Source organism: Allobosea eneae (genome assembly GCF_042657265.1).
GTDB lineage: Bacteria > Pseudomonadota > Alphaproteobacteria > Rhizobiales > Beijerinckiaceae > Allobosea > Allobosea eneae.
In genome coordinates, this window is record NZ_JBHSLW010000023.1 from 101377 (window position 1) to 116934 (window position 15558).

12 protein-coding genes are annotated in these 15558 nt (G+C 66.1%); 6 read left to right on the forward strand and 6 right to left on the reverse strand.

Annotated features, from left to right (window positions below):
• Positions 1-17 precede the first annotated feature (17 nt).
• From ACFPOB_RS15555 to ACFPOB_RS15575, 5 genes are all read right to left on the reverse strand, one after another.
• The gene (locus ACFPOB_RS15555) at positions 18-1307 is read right to left on the reverse strand and encodes an ArgE/DapE family deacylase (RefSeq protein WP_377799365.1); all 1290 of its coding nucleotides are present in this window, start codon (positions 1305-1307) and stop codon (positions 18-20) included.
• 140 nt (positions 1308-1447) lie between these two features.
• Entirely contained in the window at positions 1448-3055 is a 1608-nt protein-coding gene (locus tag ACFPOB_RS15560; RefSeq protein ID WP_377799331.1) for an ABC transporter ATP-binding protein, read from the reverse strand.
• On the reverse strand, positions 3055-3891 hold the full coding sequence (locus tag ACFPOB_RS15565; RefSeq protein WP_377799332.1) for an ABC transporter permease: 837 nt from the start codon (positions 3889-3891) through the stop codon (positions 3055-3057). The genes ACFPOB_RS15560 and ACFPOB_RS15565 overlap by 1 nt, the downstream gene beginning before the upstream one ends.
• Positions 3888-4865: an ABC transporter permease gene (locus ACFPOB_RS15570; protein WP_377799333.1), complete on the reverse strand. Its 978-nt coding sequence runs from the start codon at positions 4863-4865 to the stop codon at positions 3888-3890. Before ACFPOB_RS15570 ends, ACFPOB_RS15565 begins: the two co-directional genes overlap by 4 nt.
• 108 nt (positions 4866-4973) lie before the next feature.
• On the reverse strand, positions 4974-6530 hold the full coding sequence (locus ACFPOB_RS15575; protein WP_377799334.1) for an ABC transporter substrate-binding protein: 1557 nt from the start codon (positions 6528-6530) through the stop codon (positions 4974-4976).
• Positions 6531-6687: 157 nt separating this feature from the next.
• Here ACFPOB_RS15575 and ACFPOB_RS15580 point away from each other — a divergent pair, with 157 nt between their 5' ends.
• Positions 6688-7512, forward strand: a complete 825-nt coding sequence (locus ACFPOB_RS15580; RefSeq protein WP_377799335.1) for an IclR family transcriptional regulator — start codon at positions 6688-6690, stop codon at positions 7510-7512.
• A gap of 2 nt (positions 7513-7514) precedes the next feature.
• On the opposite strand, the gene ACFPOB_RS15585 is transcribed toward ACFPOB_RS15580, so the two are convergent.
• A complete protein-coding gene (locus tag ACFPOB_RS15585) occupies positions 7515-7946 on the reverse strand; it encodes an Lrp/AsnC family transcriptional regulator (protein WP_377799336.1) in 432 nt (143 codons plus the stop codon).
• A gap of 120 nt (positions 7947-8066) precedes the next feature.
• Here ACFPOB_RS15585 and ACFPOB_RS15590 point away from each other — a divergent pair, with 120 nt between their 5' ends.
• From ACFPOB_RS15590 to ACFPOB_RS15610, 5 genes are all read left to right on the forward strand, one after another.
• Entirely contained in the window at positions 8067-9194 is a 1128-nt protein-coding gene (locus tag ACFPOB_RS15590; protein ID WP_377799337.1) for a saccharopine dehydrogenase family protein, read from the forward strand.
• 153 nt (positions 9195-9347) lie between these two features.
• Positions 9348-10835, forward strand: coding sequence for a M81 family metallopeptidase (locus tag ACFPOB_RS15595; protein ID WP_377799338.1), 1488 nt, complete (start codon positions 9348-9350; stop codon positions 10833-10835).
• Between the two features lie 204 nt (positions 10836-11039).
• Positions 11040-12668: an amidohydrolase gene (locus ACFPOB_RS15600; RefSeq protein ID WP_377799339.1), complete on the forward strand. Its 1629-nt coding sequence runs from the start codon at positions 11040-11042 to the stop codon at positions 12666-12668.
• A gap of 132 nt (positions 12669-12800) precedes the next feature.
• Complete coding sequence (locus tag ACFPOB_RS15605; RefSeq protein WP_377799366.1) at positions 12801-14393, forward strand: ABC transporter substrate-binding protein; 1593 nt, start codon at positions 12801-12803, stop codon at positions 14391-14393.
• A 229-nt stretch (positions 14394-14622) separates the two neighbouring features.
• Positions 14623-15558, forward strand: coding sequence for an ABC transporter permease (locus ACFPOB_RS15610; protein WP_377799340.1), 936 nt, complete (start codon positions 14623-14625; stop codon positions 15556-15558).

Genomic DNA, 15558 nt, shown 5'->3' on the forward strand with positions numbered 1-15558 from the left:
AGGGGGAAGGGAGGAACTCACTCCTCGATCGCCTCCACCCCGCACCATTCGGCGACGAAGAGCGCCATGGTGCCGGTGATCCGCTTCAGCGAGGCGAGGCTGACGCGCTCGTCGAAGGCGTGAATGTTCTGCGAGATCGGCCCGTAGCAGAGCGCCGGCACCTTGTCGTAGAGCGCATAGACGCGGGTATCGAGATAGCCGGGTGTCATGAAGCTCTTCAGCGCCTGGCCTGTCGAGGCCTTGTGGGCGTTGCCGAGCACGGCTTCAGCCTCGCTGCCGGGTTCGAGCACGTAACCCTCCGACCAGAAGCCGTTGAAGACGACCTTGGGCGGGTTGTTCGAGAGGAACGTATCGGAGCGCGCGAAGGCCAGCACCTTGGCCTCGATGCGCTTGCCGAGTTCCTCGGCGGACATGCCGGGATAAAGCCCGATGCGGCAGTCGACCCGGCACCAGCACGGCACCGAGGAAGCCCAGTCGCCACCCTCGATCTTGCCGATATTCAGGTTGATCGGGTGGGCGATCTCCTCGAAATGCTCCCGTCCCGCCTTCTCGCGATTGAGCTCCTCTTCGAGTTCACGCAGCGCGCCTATGACGCGATAGGCGGCATCGATGGCATTGGCGCCGACGCCCATCTCGCGGACATGCACCGGGACGCCGCGGACCTCGAACTGGAACCAGAGCACGCCGGTATTGGCGCGCACCAGCATCTCCTCCTCCGGCTCGGGGATCAGCACGGCATCGGCCGTGTAGCCGCGCAAGTGCGTCATCAGCGCGCCGTTGCCGGTCGATTCCTCCTCGACCACCGACTGGACATAGACGGTTCCCGCCGGCTGCAGGCCGATGCGCCGGAGCGCATCGAGGCAGAAGAGATTGGCCGCCCCGCCGGCCTTCATATCGGCGCCGCCGCGGCCATAGAGCCAGTCGCCATCGATGACCGGATCGAAGGGCGGATGCGTCCAGAGCTCGGCCGGGCCGGTCGGCACCACATCTACGTGAGACTGCAGAATCAGCGAGCGACCCGTCTCCTCGCGCGGGTGGTGGATGCCGACGACGATCGGCGCGTCCGAATGCGTCTCCGAGAACGGCGCGCCGCCGGGATGGCGACCGATCGCCTCGCGGTCCATGGCAAAGCGGTCCATGGTGAAGCCGCGCTGCTTCAAGGCCCGGAAGATGAAGTCCTGGACGGTGTGCTCGTCGCCGCGTGTCGAGGGAAAGCGGATCATCTCCTGGGTGAAGGCGATCTGCTCGGCAAAGCCTTCTTCGACAGATGCGAGGATGCGGTCGCGCAGGGCGGGATCGAGCGGCATGGCTGGGGTCTCCGGTAGATAGGCAGGCATTCGGCCGGCTCGTCATGGTCGGACTTGACCCGACCATCTCGGAAACCAGCCATCTGGTCATGAGATTCTCGGGTCTGCGCTTCGCTACGCCCGAGAATGACGCATGGAACTCACCGCCCGAACCGCTCGCCGCCGGGGACGGCGGCGAGCAATTGGCGGGTGTAGGCGTGCTGGGGGGCGGAAAAGAGCACGGCGGTCGGGCCGGCCTCGACGATCCGGCCGCGCTGCATCACCGCGATCTTGTCGCAGATCTGCGCGGCGACGCGCAGATCGTGGGTGACGAACAGGATGGCAAGGCCGAGCCGCTGCTGGATGTCCTTGATCAGCTTGAGGATCTGCGCCTGCACGGAGACGTCGAGCGCCGAAACCGCCTCGTCGGCGACGAGGACGTCCGGCTCGAGCGCGAGGGCCCGGGCGATGCCGATGCGCTGGCGCTGGCCGCCGGAGAATTCATGCGGGTAGCGGTCGATCGCATTGGCGGAGAGCCCGACCAGTTCGAGCAGCTCCTTCGCCCGCGCCAGCGCGTCCTTGCGCGGCACGCCATGCGCGACCGGCCCGTCCGAGATGATCCGCCCGACGGTCTGGCGCGGGTTGAGCGAGGCGAACGGGTCCTGGAAGACCATCTGGATCCGCTTGCGATGCGGGCGGAGCGCCGCGACGCTGAGGTCGGTGATGGTGAGGTCGCCGAGGGTGATGCGCCCTGAATCCGGCTCGATCAGGCGCAGGCAGCAGCGCCCGACCGTCGACTTGCCCGAGCCGGACTCGCCGACGAGGCCGAGCGTCTCGCCACGCGCCAGCGTGAAGCTGACATCGTCGGCTGCCCTCACCTCGCGGCCGGGCCGGAAGAAGGCGCGCTTGCGATAGACCTTGCCGAGCTTCTCGACCGTGAGCACCGGCTTGCTTTCCGGCAGCGGCGGCCGCTCCGGCGGCGTCAGCGAAGGCACGGCGGCGAGCAGCTTCTGCGTATAGGGATGGCGGGGCGAGCCCAGCACCTGGTCGACCGTGCCCTCCTCGACCAGCACGCCCTTCTCCAGCACGGCGATGCGGTCGGCGATCTCGGCGACGACGCCCATGTCATGGGTGATGAACAAGACCGCCGTGCCGTGCTTGTTGCGGAGATTGTCGATCAGCTTGAGGATCTGCGCCTGCGTGGTGACGTCGAGCGCGGTGGTCGGCTCGTCGGCGATCAGCAGCTTGGGCTCGAGCGCCAGCGCCATCGCGATCATCACGCGCTGGCGCTGGCCCCCGGAAAGCTCATGCGGATAGGCGCGCGCCAGCCGCTCCGGCTCGGGCAGGCCGACCTCTGTCAGCAGCGCGACGGCTCGCGCATAGCGCTCCGGCTTGCTCAGCAGCTTATGCGCCTCGAAAGTTTCGACGATCTGGTCGGCGACGCGCATGACCGGGTTGAGCGAGGTCATCGGCTCTTGGAAGATCATGCCGACCTCGCGGCCGCGCACGTCCTGCATCGCGTCTTCCGACAGCGCCAGCAGGTCGCGGCCGGCGAGCTTGATCGCGCCGGCGACCGGCTTCACTGCCTTGGGCAAGAGGCCCATCACCGCATGGGCGATCATCGACTTGCCGGAACCGGATTCGCCGACGACGCAGAGCGTCTCGCCCGCGGCGATGCGCAGCGTCGCATCCTCGACCGCATAGGGGCGGTCGGCCATGACAGGCAGAGCGAGCTTCAGGCCTTCGATCGAGAGGACGGGCTCGGCCATCATTCCCTCTCCCGGGCAAGGCGCGGGTTCATCGCATCGTTCAGCCCCTCGCCGGCGAGGTTGAGCGCCAGCACCGTCAGAAAGATCGCGACGCCTGGGAAGAAGCTGATCCACCAGGCGTCGAGCAGGCGCGTGCGGCCGGCGCCGACCATGTACCCCCAGCTCATCAGATTGGGATCGCCGAGGCCGAGGAAGGAGAGCGAGGATTCGAGCAGGATCGCCGAGCCGATCATCAGCGAGCCCATGACGATGATCGGCGCGATCGTGTTGGGCAGGACCTGGCTCCAGATGATGCGCGCGGTCGGCTGGCCGATGGTGATCGCGGCCTGGACATATTCGCGCGTCTTCAGCGAGAGCACTTCGCCACGCACCAGCCGCGCCACCGGCGGCCAACTCACGACGCCAATCGCGAGCACGATCGAGCCGAGCTTGGGCTGCAGGATCGCGACGAGGACGATGGCGAGCGCAAAGGAGGGGATGGTCTGGAAGAACTCGGTGAAGCGCATCAGCGCATCGTCAACGATGCCACCGGCATAGCCGGCGATGGCGCCGAGCGGCACGCCGATCAGCAGCGCGACCAGCGTCGAGACCAGACCGATCGTCAGCGAGACGCGGGCGCCATGCGCCAGACCCGAAGCGATGTCGCGGCCGAGCGTATCGGTGCCGAGCGGGAAGCGGTCCATCACGAAGGGCGCGAGGAAGGGCCGCGCCACCGTCCGCCAGGGCGATTGCGGATAGAGCTGCGGGGCGATGATCGCGAACAGGATCACCACGATCAGGATCGCAAGGCCGATCAGGGCGCCGCGATTGCGGGAAAAGCGCTCAAGGAAGCTCATGACACCGCCTCGATGCGCGGATCCGCCAATCGGTAGACGAGATCGGTCAGGATGTTGAAGCCGACGACCATGGCCGAGGACATGAAGAAGACGCCGAGCAGCACCGAATAGTCGCGCTGCACCAGGGCATCGAACATCAGCCGGCCGATGCCGGGCCAGGCGAAGACGGTCTCAGTCAGCACCGCGCCGCCGACGAGTTGGCCGGCCTGAAGGCCCGCCAGCGTCACCACCGGCAGGATGGCGTTGCGGGCGACGTGGCGGCGCGAGATCGCGCCGGGGCTGAGGCCCTTGGCGCGGGCGGTCTTGACGAAATCGGCGCCGGCGACCTCGAGCATCGAGGCCCGCATCATCCGCGCATAGAGCGCGGTGAAGAACAGGCCGAGCGTCAGCGCCGGCAGGACGAGGTGGCTCGCGATATCGAACGCACGGGCGAGCCCGGTATAGTTGGCACCGATGGTCTCGTAGCCGACATTGGGTACGAGGCCGAGCTTCAGCGAGAAGACGATCTGGCTCATCAGCGCGACCCAGAACAGCGGCGTCGCATAGAAGACCAGCGCCAAAGTGGTGATGATGCTGTCCTGCCAGCGGCCGGCGCGGCGGGCAGCGAGCGCGCCCATCAGCGTGCCCAGACCGAGCGAGACGATGAAGGCCGCGCCGGTGAGCAGCAGCGTCGCCGGCAAACGGTCGAGGATCAGGCTGAGCACGCTCTGCTGCTGGCGGTAGCTGAAGCCGAGATCGAAGGTGAGATAGCCCTTGAGATAGACCCAGAGCTGGGTCAGCAGCGGCTGGTCGAGGCCGAAGCGCTCGCGCAGCTGGATCAGCAATTGCTCGTCGGCTGCGCCGGCCTCGCCGGCCAGCACCTGCGCGGGGTCGCCAGGAGCTGCCCGGATCAGGAAGAAGTTCAGCACCGCGATGGCGAAGAGGACGATGATCCCCTTCGCGAGCCGGCCGGCGAGAAATTGCGCGAGGTTCATTCAGGTTCCGCTGGCGTCATTCTCGGGCAAGCGCAGCGCAGACCCGAGAATCTCTTGCAGGAGATGCTCGGGTCAGGCCCGAGCATGACGTGATCCTGTCGGATAACGTCACTCCTTCCAGGCATCCCGGAAACCGTCATTCACGCCGACGCCGGTGGTGACGAGGTTCTTGACGTTGCAGCGGTAGATGGTCGGGAAATCCATCTCGAGCAGCCAGAGCACCGGCAGTTCGTCGGCAAGGAGCTTCTGCACCTTGGTATAGAGCTCCTGCCGCTCCTTCTCCGTCGGTGCGATCGCCGCGTCGGCGAAGAGCTTGTCGACCTCGGGGTTGGAATAGCCGCCGACATTGGCGAAGGGATTGCCCTTGGCGATGTTGGAGGTGATGTAGCTGCGCGCCACGCCCATGGCGGGGTCGCCGAGCTGGTAGAGGAAGTTGAAGTTGAGGTCGAAGTCCCAGTTGCTGGCCTTCTGGGTCCAGCCGGGTACGTCGGTGTTCTCGACCTGCACCTTGACGCCGACATCCTCGAGGTTCTGCTTGATCGCCTCGGTCCAGCGCGTCCAGGTCTCGCCATAGGGCAGGTTGAGCAGGCGGATCGTCTCGCCCTTGTAGCCGGAGGCCTTGATCAGTTCCTTCGCCTTGGCCGGGTCGAAAGCGTATTTCGGCACGTCGGCCGAATAGAACTTGGTCTTCGACGAGATCGGGCCGGTCGGCAGCTTGCCGAGCCCGCCCCAGACCACCTCGCGGCCGAACTCGCGGTCGATCGCGTACATCAGCCCCTGGCGGAACTGCTTGTTGCCGAGAATGCCGTTGCGGACATTCGGCGTCAGCCAGGCATGGGGGGCGAACATCTCCCAGCCCTTGGTGGTGACGCAGGTGTTGGGCAGCTTGGAAAGCCGCGCCACGTCGTAGACGTCGACCGAGCCGCCGGTCAGCACGTCGACCTTGCCGGTCTCGTAGGCGACGGCGCGGGCCGCCGCATCGGGGATGATCTGCCAGTAGATCTCGTCGAGGTTCGGCTTGCCCTTGAGCCAGTAGTTCTCGTTCTTGACGAGGTGGATGTAGGAGCCCTTCTTCCACTCCTTCAGCTTGAATGGGCCGGTGCCGATCGGCGTATTGTTGGCCGGGTTGGCGCGATAATCGGTACCGTCATAGATGTGCTTGGGGATCATCGGCGCAGAGGCGACTTCCTGCGTCATGATCAGCGGGCCGAAGGGCTGCTTCAGCGTGATCTTGACGGTGAGGTCGTCGACCTTCTCGATCTTGTCGACCTGGGCGTTGACGATCGGGCGCCAGCGCGGATGGACCTCGCGCAGGAACTTGTCGAGGGTGAAGACGACGTCATCGGCCGTGAACGGCTTGCCGTCATGCCAGGTCACGCCCTCCTGCAGCTTGAAGGTGTAGACCTTGGCATCCGGCGAGATCTCCCAGCTCTTGGCCAGCGAGGGCTGTGGCTCGAGCTTCTCGTTATAGCGCAGCAGCGACTCGTAGATGTTGCCGGCGACCATGTTGGTCGGGCCGTTCTGGTTGAGCCCCTGCATCAGCATCGGCGGCTCGGGCTGGACGACGACGTGGACCGTGCCGCCCTTCTTCGGTTCCTGCGCCTGCGCCACGCCGAGCGCCAGGACGGAGGCGGCGAGCGCCAGGCCAAATCTCAATCCGGTCATCGTCGTTCTCCCCCGTTTTGTCGTTCGCGGCAAGTTCCCACCGATCGCACCCGATCGGGTGCCCGTTGGCAAGCTCGCTAGCCATGAAAGCGAGAGACAAATTGCGTGTCAATGCTTGACATGGCGTGTTATTCGGCGACACGCTCAGCAAACGAACATGGCGCGCGCTGCACCTGCAATGAACCGAAACGAGAAGGACAGGACCGCGCAATTGCCACCTGGCGTGCCGATCGTCCGCGCCGTCGACCGCGCCATCGCGCTGCTGCGGGCCTTCCGGCCGGAGCAGCCGCGGCTCCGCCTGAGTGAGCTCGCCCGGCAGGTCGGGCTCGACAAGGGCACGACGCGGCGTCTGCTGTTGACGTTGCAGCTCAATGAGCTCGTCGAATATGACGAGCATTCCCAGAGCTATGCGCTGGCCGTCGGGCTGATCGAGCTCGGCAGCGCGGTGACGACCGGGCGCGAATTGCGCGACATCGCCGGCCCCTATCTGACCGAGATCGCCGAGAAGACCGGCGCCACCGCCTTCCTCTGGGTCCATATCGCCGGGCGCGGGCTCTGCGTCGATCGCGTGCGCGCCTCGCTGCCGCATGTCGATGCGACCTGGTTCGCGGTCGGCGCACAGGCACCGTTGAACTGCGGCGGCGGCCCGCGCGTGCTGCTGGCCTATCTCGATGACGAGCAGCGCCGGCTGGCCCTGTCGCTCGATCTGCCCAAGCGCGCGCCCGCGAGCCAGACCGATCCGGAGCTGCTCTGGCGCGAGGCCGACCGCATCAGGGCGCAGGGCTGGGAACTCGCCGCCGACGATTTCTTCATCGGCCTGACCGGCGTCGGCGTACCGATCTTCGACCGCTCCGGCGCGCTCGCCGGCGCGCTCAGCATCTCCTCGCTGACCTCGATCGTCGCGCCACAGGGGCGGCCGGTGCATCTCGATGCGCTGCGCGACGCTGCGGCGCGGATCGGAGGACGCGTCCTGCCGGATTGAGGCTAACGCTCGATCCTTGTCGAGAGGATGATCGAGGACATCGTGCGCTCGACGCCTTCCAGCGCGCCGATCCGGTCGATCAAACCATCAAGTTCGCCGATCGAGGGCGCGACGACCACGGCGATCATGTCGAACTGGCCGCTGATCGAATGCAGCGTCCTGATCTCAGGGATGCGCCGCAGCTCCGTCTCGACGCGCACCGCAAGCTTCGGCAACGCCGTGATCAGCACATGCGCCTTGACCTGGCCCTTCTCGTAATCCTCCGAAAGCCGCGCGGTGTAGCCGGCGATAATGCCGCGACGCTCCAGCCGCTCGATCCGGCTCTGCACCGTCGTGCGTGACAGGCCGAGCTTGCGGCCGAGCTCGGCCACCGGGGCGCGGGCGTTCTCGGTGAGCAGGGTCAGGAGATGGCGATCGGTCGGGTCTATCGGCATAGCGCCGAAAACTTACGGCGTTTCGCTGAAAAATCCCATATGAATCGTCGCGTCGCCCACTTCTATCCGACGAAGCCCCGAGCGAATCTGTCTGGCAGAAACAGATTCATCGGGGGAACCATGAAAAACGTGGTCGTCATCGGCGCCGGCAAGATCGGCGCCACCATCGCCGACCTGCTCGGCGCTACCGGGGATTACCGCGTGGTGATCGCCGATCGCTCCAACGAACAGCTCGCCGCGATCAAGACCGGCCCGACGATCTCCACACGCCGGGTCGACATCGCCGACGCGGCCGAGCTCGCCCAGGTCCTGAACGGCGCCTTCGCCGTGCTCTCGGCCGCGCCCTACGATCTGACGACACGCATCGCCGAGGCCGCCGCCACCCAGGGCGTGCACTATCTCGACCTGACCGAGGACGTCGCCTCGACCCGCCGCGTCAAGGAGCTGGCGCTGACCGCCAAGGCGGCGCTGATCCCGCAATGCGGGCTGGCGCCGGGCTTCATCTCGATCGTCGCCGCCGACCTCGCCCGCGACTTCGACCAGCTGGACAGCCTTAAGCTTCGGGTCGGCGCGCTGCCGCAGTACCCGTCGAACGCGCTGAACTACAACCTGACCTGGAGCACGGACGGCGTCATCAACGAGTATTGCGAGCCCTGCGAGGCCGTCGTCAACGGCGAACGGACTCTGGTCCCGGCGATGGAAGAGCGCGAGGAGTTCTCGCTCGATGGCATCACCTACGAGGCCTTCAACACCTCGGGCGGGCTCGGCACGCTCTGTGACACGCTCGCCGGCAAGGTGCGCACGCTGAACTACCGCACCATCCGCTACCCCGGCCATTGCGCGATCATGAAGGCGCTGCTGCAGGACCTGCGCCTGTCCGAGCGTCGCGACGTGCTGAAGGACATCTTCGAGAATGCCCTCCCGAGCACGCTGCAGGACGTGGTCGTGATCTTCGTCACCGCCAGCGGCCGGCTGAACGGCCGGCTGACTCAGCAGACCTATGCCAACAAGGTCTATAGCGCCGTAATCGGCGGGGTGATGCGCAGCGCCATCCAGATCACTACGGCGTCGGGCATCTGCGCGGTGCTCGACCTGCTGGCAGAGGGCAAGCTGCCGCAGAAGGGCTTCGTCAAGCAGGAGGACATCGGCCTCGATGCTTTCCTCGCCAACCGCTTCGGCCGCGCCTATGCGCGGCCCGAGGATCTCGGCCACGCCCCCGGCGAGACCCATGCGGCCCGCGCCGCCTGAGCATTCGGCGGCGCCAAGCATATTCGCCCCTGTCCCGCAAGCGGGCCAAAGTCAGGGGGAGCATGAACGGGTCCGGGCTGGCAAACGCCCGGACCCACGCTACAAAACAAAAAATGGTTCCATAGGGAACGTTTTCGGGGGAACGATCGCACGATGGCCAGACGCGTCCTGATCGCGGAATTCATGCATGAGACGAACACCTTCAGTGTTCAGCTCACCGATGAGGCGGTGTTCCGCCATCACGGCGTCTTCCGCGACAATGAGGTGCCGGCCGCCTTCCAGGGCACCCGGACCTCGATGGGCGCCGCCTTCGAGGCCGCCGAGAAGTTCGGCTGGAGCCTCGTCCACCCGCTCGTCACCGGAGCGAACCCCTCGGGCCGCGTCACCGATGCGGCCTTCGATGTCTTCGCCGGGCTGATCCTTTCCGCCTGCGAGCGGCTCGACGGCGTGCTGCTGCATCTGCATGGCGCGATGGCGACAGAGAGTTCCGACGACGGCGAGGGCGAACTGCTGAAGCGCATCCGCGCCAAGGTCGGCCCCGACGTGCCGGTCGTCGCGATCCTCGACCTGCACGCGACGCTCACCCAACTGATGGCCGACAACGCCAATGCGCTGATCTCCTACCGGACCTATCCGCATATCGACCAGTATGAGCGGACCTGGCAGGGCGCCGAACTGCTTGAGCGGGCGATGAAGGGCGAGATCAGGCCGCGCGTCGCGGTGGCACGCCGGCCGATCCTCTACGCGCTCGATGGCGGGCGCACGACCTCGCCGCCCTTCATGGAACTGCTGCGCCGGGGCGATGCGCTGGAGGCGGCAGGCGATGCGCTCGTGGTCAGCGTCCAGGCCGGCTTCTCCTCGGCCGATGTCCACGATATCGGCCCCTCCATCGCAGTCACCCATGACGATCGCGGCAAGGCGCAGGCCATCGCCGAGGAGCTGATGGACTATGCCTGGGAGCAGCGGCATTTCTCCTCGATCCACTTCACCCCGCTGAAGGAGGCGATGGCCAGGGCCAAGGCCGGCGAAGGCACGCTCGGGCCGGAGGCCGGAGGCAAGCCGCTGGTGATCTCCGACTATTCCGACAATCCCGGCTCCGGCGCCTATGGCGACGCGACCAATCTGCTGCGCGCCGTGCTCGACGCCGGCCTCAAGAATGTCGGCTTCCACGCGATCCGCGATCCGGAAGCCGCGCTCGCGGCGCAGGCGGCCGGCGTCGGCAACCGCATCAGGCTCAAGCTCGGCGGCAAGGTCGATCCGTCGACCGGCGGCGGCCCGCTCGATCTCGATGCCCATGTCGTCGCGCTGACCGACGGGCATTTCATCTGCTACGGGCCGATGGCCGGTGGCGTCTGGCGCAATTACGGGCTCTCGGCCCTGCTGCGGGTCGACGATGTCGAGATCATCGTCATCACTCATAACGGCCAGGCGACCGACCTTGCCCAGTTCACCTCGCTCGGCGTCGATCCCACCCGGAAATCGACCGTCATCGTCAAATCGATGCAGCATTTTCGTGCCGCCTTCGAGCCGATCGCGCGAGAGGTGATCGAGGTCGACACCGGCGCGCTCTCGACCAAGAACTTCAAGGGGCGGGCCTATCGCAAGGTGCGCCGCCCGATCTTCCCGCTCGACGATATCTGAGCGGTGACGTGCACACCTACAGCCCTCATCCTGAGGAGCCGCAAAGCGGCGTCTCGAAGGATGTTTAAGGAGGCTCCGGAACCAACTGGAGCATCCTTCGAGACGCAAGCTGCGCTTGCTCCTCAGGATGAGGGCTGACCGTGTTCCACCGAATTCTGAGCCCTTAGGACAACAGGAAGCGACGATGACGACGGAGCAAGCGGCATGAGCGTCAAGGCCGATATCGTGCTGCGCGGCGGGCCGATCTGGTGCGGCAGGCAGGAGGGCGTGGTCGAGGCGCTGGCGCTCTGGGGCGACAAGGTGCTTGCCGCCGGCAAGGACGCCGAGATCGCCAGCCTGATCGGGCCCTCGACCAAGGTCATCGACCTCGCCGGCCGGCTGGCGACGCCGGGGCTGAACGATTCTCACCTGCACCTGATTTCGGTCGGCCTAACCATGGACTGGGTCGATGCCCGTCCTGCCGCGGCGCCGACGCTGGACGCGCTGCTCGGCCAGATCGCCGCCCGCGCCGCGAAGGCGAAGCCCGGCGAGTGGGTGCTGGCGCGCGGCTACGACCAGACCAAGCTCGACACCGGCCGCCACCCGTTCCGCGAGGAACTCGACCGCGCCGCGCCGAACAACCCCGTGATGCTGGTCAGGACTTGCGGTCACATCTCGATCGTCAATTCTCTGGCCCTCGAGCTCGGGGGCATCGACGAGACCTCGCCGACACCGCCGGGAGGGCTGATCGAGCAGCAGAACGGCCGGCTCACCGGCCTGCTGGCGGAGAACGCCCGCGCCCCGGTCAAGGCCGCGATCCCGGCACCGAACGAAGAGCAGCTCATCGCCGCGATCGAGCGCGGCGGCCAGTACCTGCTCTCGCTCGGGATCACCAGCTGCATGGATGCGGCGGTCGGGATGGTCACCGGCTTCAACGAGATCGCCGCCTATCACAAGGCCAAGCGCGACGGCCGCCTGCCGGTGCGCACCTGGCTCGCTCTGCTCGGCGACGAGGGCCGCTCGATCGTACCGCAATGCCATGCGGCAGGACTGATCTCCGGCACCGGCGACGAGATGCTGATGATCGGCGCGGTCAAGATCTTCCTCGACGGCTCGGCCGGCGGGCGCACCGCCTGGATGAGCGAGCCCTATCTCGGCGAGGACAAGACCACCGGTGTCCAGATGCTCTCGGACGAGGATCTGGAGCGGCAGGTGCTGGACGCCCACGCCAAGGGCTACCAGCTCGCCTGCCACGCCATCGGCGATGCCGCGATCGAGCAGTTGATCACCGCCTATGAGAAGGCGCTGGCCGCCCATCCCGATCCCGACCGGCGCCACCGCATCGAGCATTGCGGCTTCTCGACGCCGCTGCAGCACGAGCGGATGGTCAAGGCCGGCATCTATCCCTGCCCGCAGCAGGTCTTCATCCACGATTTCGGCGACGCCTACGTCAAGGTACTCGGCGAGGAGCGGGCGCTGCCGAGCTATCCGTTCCGGACCTGGTTCGACCTTGGCCTGAAGCCGGCAACCGGCAGCGACGCGCCGGTCTGCGACCCCGATCCGTTCCCGAACTTCCACACCATGCTGACGCGCCAGACCTGGCGCGGCACGGTGATGGATGAACGCCAGCGCGTCTCGATCGAGGAGGCGCTGCAGGCCTATACCGAATACGGCGCCTTCTCGCAGAAGCAGGAAGCGGTGAAGGGCAAGCTTGTGCCCGGCTTCCTCGCCGACGTCGCCGTGTTCTCACGCGACCTGCTTTCGGCCTCGCCGGAGGAGATCCTGAAGGATACAAGCTGCGACATCACCATTCGCGGCGGCAAGGTTGTCTACGAGCGTTCAGGCATGGCCTGACCGCGCTGCACAATGGAAACAAGAAGACAGGGCGTGAAAGCCCGCTATGGTCTCAAATGGAACGAATACCGGCGCCGGCCAACGGCGCCGACCTCAGAAGAGCTCACCAACATAATGGGAGGTTTCGACGTGTTGAAAAAGCTTGCCTTCACGACCGCGCTGACAGTCGCGGCCGCCTTTACCCTGCAGGCGCAGGCCCAGGAGCCGCGCCGCGGCGGCACGATCCGCTTTACCGCGCCCTACGGCGCCTCCTTCGTCAGCAATGACAGCCATGTCTCGAACCAGATCCAGGACGAGATCTACGGCTATGCGCTGCATGGCATGCTCTACAAATGGGATGCCAAGAACGGCAAGCCGGTGCTCGACATCGCCGAGAGCGTCCAGGTCTCGGCCGACGGCAAGACCTACACCTACAAGCTGCGCGACAACGCGCTCTTCCATAACGGCCGCAAGCTGACCTCCGACGACGTGATCTGGTCCTATACCCGCATCATGGACGGCTCGAAGAACTATCCGGGCGCGCGCTATGTCGCCCGCATCGTCGGCGCGACCGACGTGCAGAAGGGCCAGGCCAAGGAAATCTCCGGCCTGAAGAAGATCGACGACTCGACCTTCTCGATGACGCTGACCGACAAGGCCGATCCCGGCTACTTCCTGTTCCAGGCGCAGACCGCGATCCTGCCGGCGAAGGAAGCCCAGCAGCCCGGATTCTTCGACAAGCCGATCGGCCTCGGGCCCTTCAAATTCGTCGAGCACGTGCCGGGCTCGCGCATGGCCTTCGAGCGCTGGGACAAGTACTTCCTCGCCGGCAAGCCCTATGCCGACAAGCTCGTGATCTCGCCGATGGGCGAGGCGGCGGCGCGCGACGTCGCCTTCCGCAACAAGGAGGTCGACGTCTCGATCCTGGGCTCGACCCAGTACGTCGCCTACAAGGCCGATCCGAACCTGTCGAAGGGCATCCTCGAGGTCGCCGAGGTCTTCACCCGCAATATGGGCATGAACCCGACCTTCAAGCCCTTCTCCGACAAGCGCGTGCGCCAGGCGATCAACTACGCCATCGACAGCGAGCTGATCATCAAGCGCCTGGTCCGCGACAAGGCCTACCGCGCCGTGAGCTGGCTGCCGCTGTCCTCGCCCGCCTTCGACAAGGACGCCAAGCCCTACGCCTTCGACCCTGAGAAGGCCAAGAAGCTTCTGGTCGAGGCCGGCTATCCCGACGGCTTCGAGTTCGAATGGACCGCGACGCCGAACGAAAGCTGGGGCGTGCCGATCGTCGAAGCGACGATCCCGATGCTCGCCAAGGTCGGCATCAAGGTGAAGGTCAAGCCGGTCGAGACCTCGGCGCTCGGCGGCGTCGTCGTCGGCGGCGACTTCCAGGCCTATATCTGGTCGAACACCTCGGGCCCGGACTCCCTGACGGCGCTGAAGTGCTTCCACTCCTCGACGCCGCGCTCGTCCTGCAACTACACCACCTTCAAGAATCCGGCTTATGACAAGCTGATCGACGACGCCTCGAACGAGGCCGACCCGGCCAAGCAGCTCGACCTGCTAAAGAAGGCCAACGCCATGCTGCAGGAAGAGGCGCCCGTCTGGTTCTTCAACTACAACAAGGCCGTGCTGGCCTATCAGCCCTGGCTGCACGGCCTCCAGCCGAATGCGACCGAGCTGGCGCTGCAGCGCTATGAAGAGCTCTGGGTCGACAGCACCTCGCCTGCGGCGAAGTAAGCCTCGTCCCATCGGATGTAGCGAGAAACGCGCGGTCATCCCGGACAAGCCGCGCGAGCGGCGCCGGTCCGGGATCCATTCCTGAACTGTTCCGGAATGGATCCCGGGTCTCCCGGAGCCTGTCTTCGGGCCGACCGAAGGTCGGACCCGATGGGTCGCCCGGGATGACCGCGAACGTCATGTTTCCGATCGCGACACGCAGCCAAGTCGCAATCAGGAGCCCTCCATCATGTTGCCTTATGTCTTTCGCCGGCTGCTGCAGGCCATTCCGATCCTGCTCGCGGTCGCCGCGCTGATCTTCGTGCTGTTCAGCGTCATTCCCGGCAATTTCGCCACGAGCCAGATGGCCGACGGACGCAGCAATATCGACGCTGCGACGATCGAGCGGATGAACCAGCAGTTTGGCCTGAACGATCCGCTGCCGCTGCGCTTCGCCAAATATGTCGGCGGGCTCGCGACCTTCGATCTCGGCGATTCCTTCCGCACCCGCCAGCCCGTCACCACGCTCATCGGCGAGCGGCTCTGGCCGAGCCTGCAGCTCGCGCTCGCGGCGATGTTCTTCGCCATCGTCATCGGCGTGCCGCGCGGCTTCTTCGCCGCGCTCAGGCCGGGAAGCTGGGTCGACATGCTCTCCATGGTCTTTGCCGTCTCGGGGCTATCGCTGCCGATGTTCTGGCTCGGCCTGCTCCTGATGTACGCCTTCGCGCTGACGCTGAACTGGTTTCCCAGTTTCGGCTACGGCAATGGCGATCCGCGCTATATCGTGCTGCCGGCGATCGCGCTCGGCGTATCGCCATTGGCCCTGCTCGCCCGCACCACCCGCGCCGCCGTGCTCGAAATCATGCATGCCGATTTCGTCCGCACCGCCCGGGCCAAGGGCGCGAGCGCCTACCGCGTCATGCGCTGGCACGTCGCACGCAATGCGCTCGTCATCGTCCTGACCACGCTCGGCCTGCAGTTCGGCTCGGTGCTGGGCCAGGCCGTCGTCGTCGAGAAGCTCTTCGCCTGGCCGGGGTTGGGCTCGCTCCTGGTCGACAGCGTCACCTGGCGCGACATCCCGGCCGTGCAGGGCTGCATCCTGACGATCGTGCTCTTCTTCCTCGTCGTGAACATCGTCGTCGATGTGCTCTGCGCCGTCGTCGATCCGCGCATCAAATACAGCTAG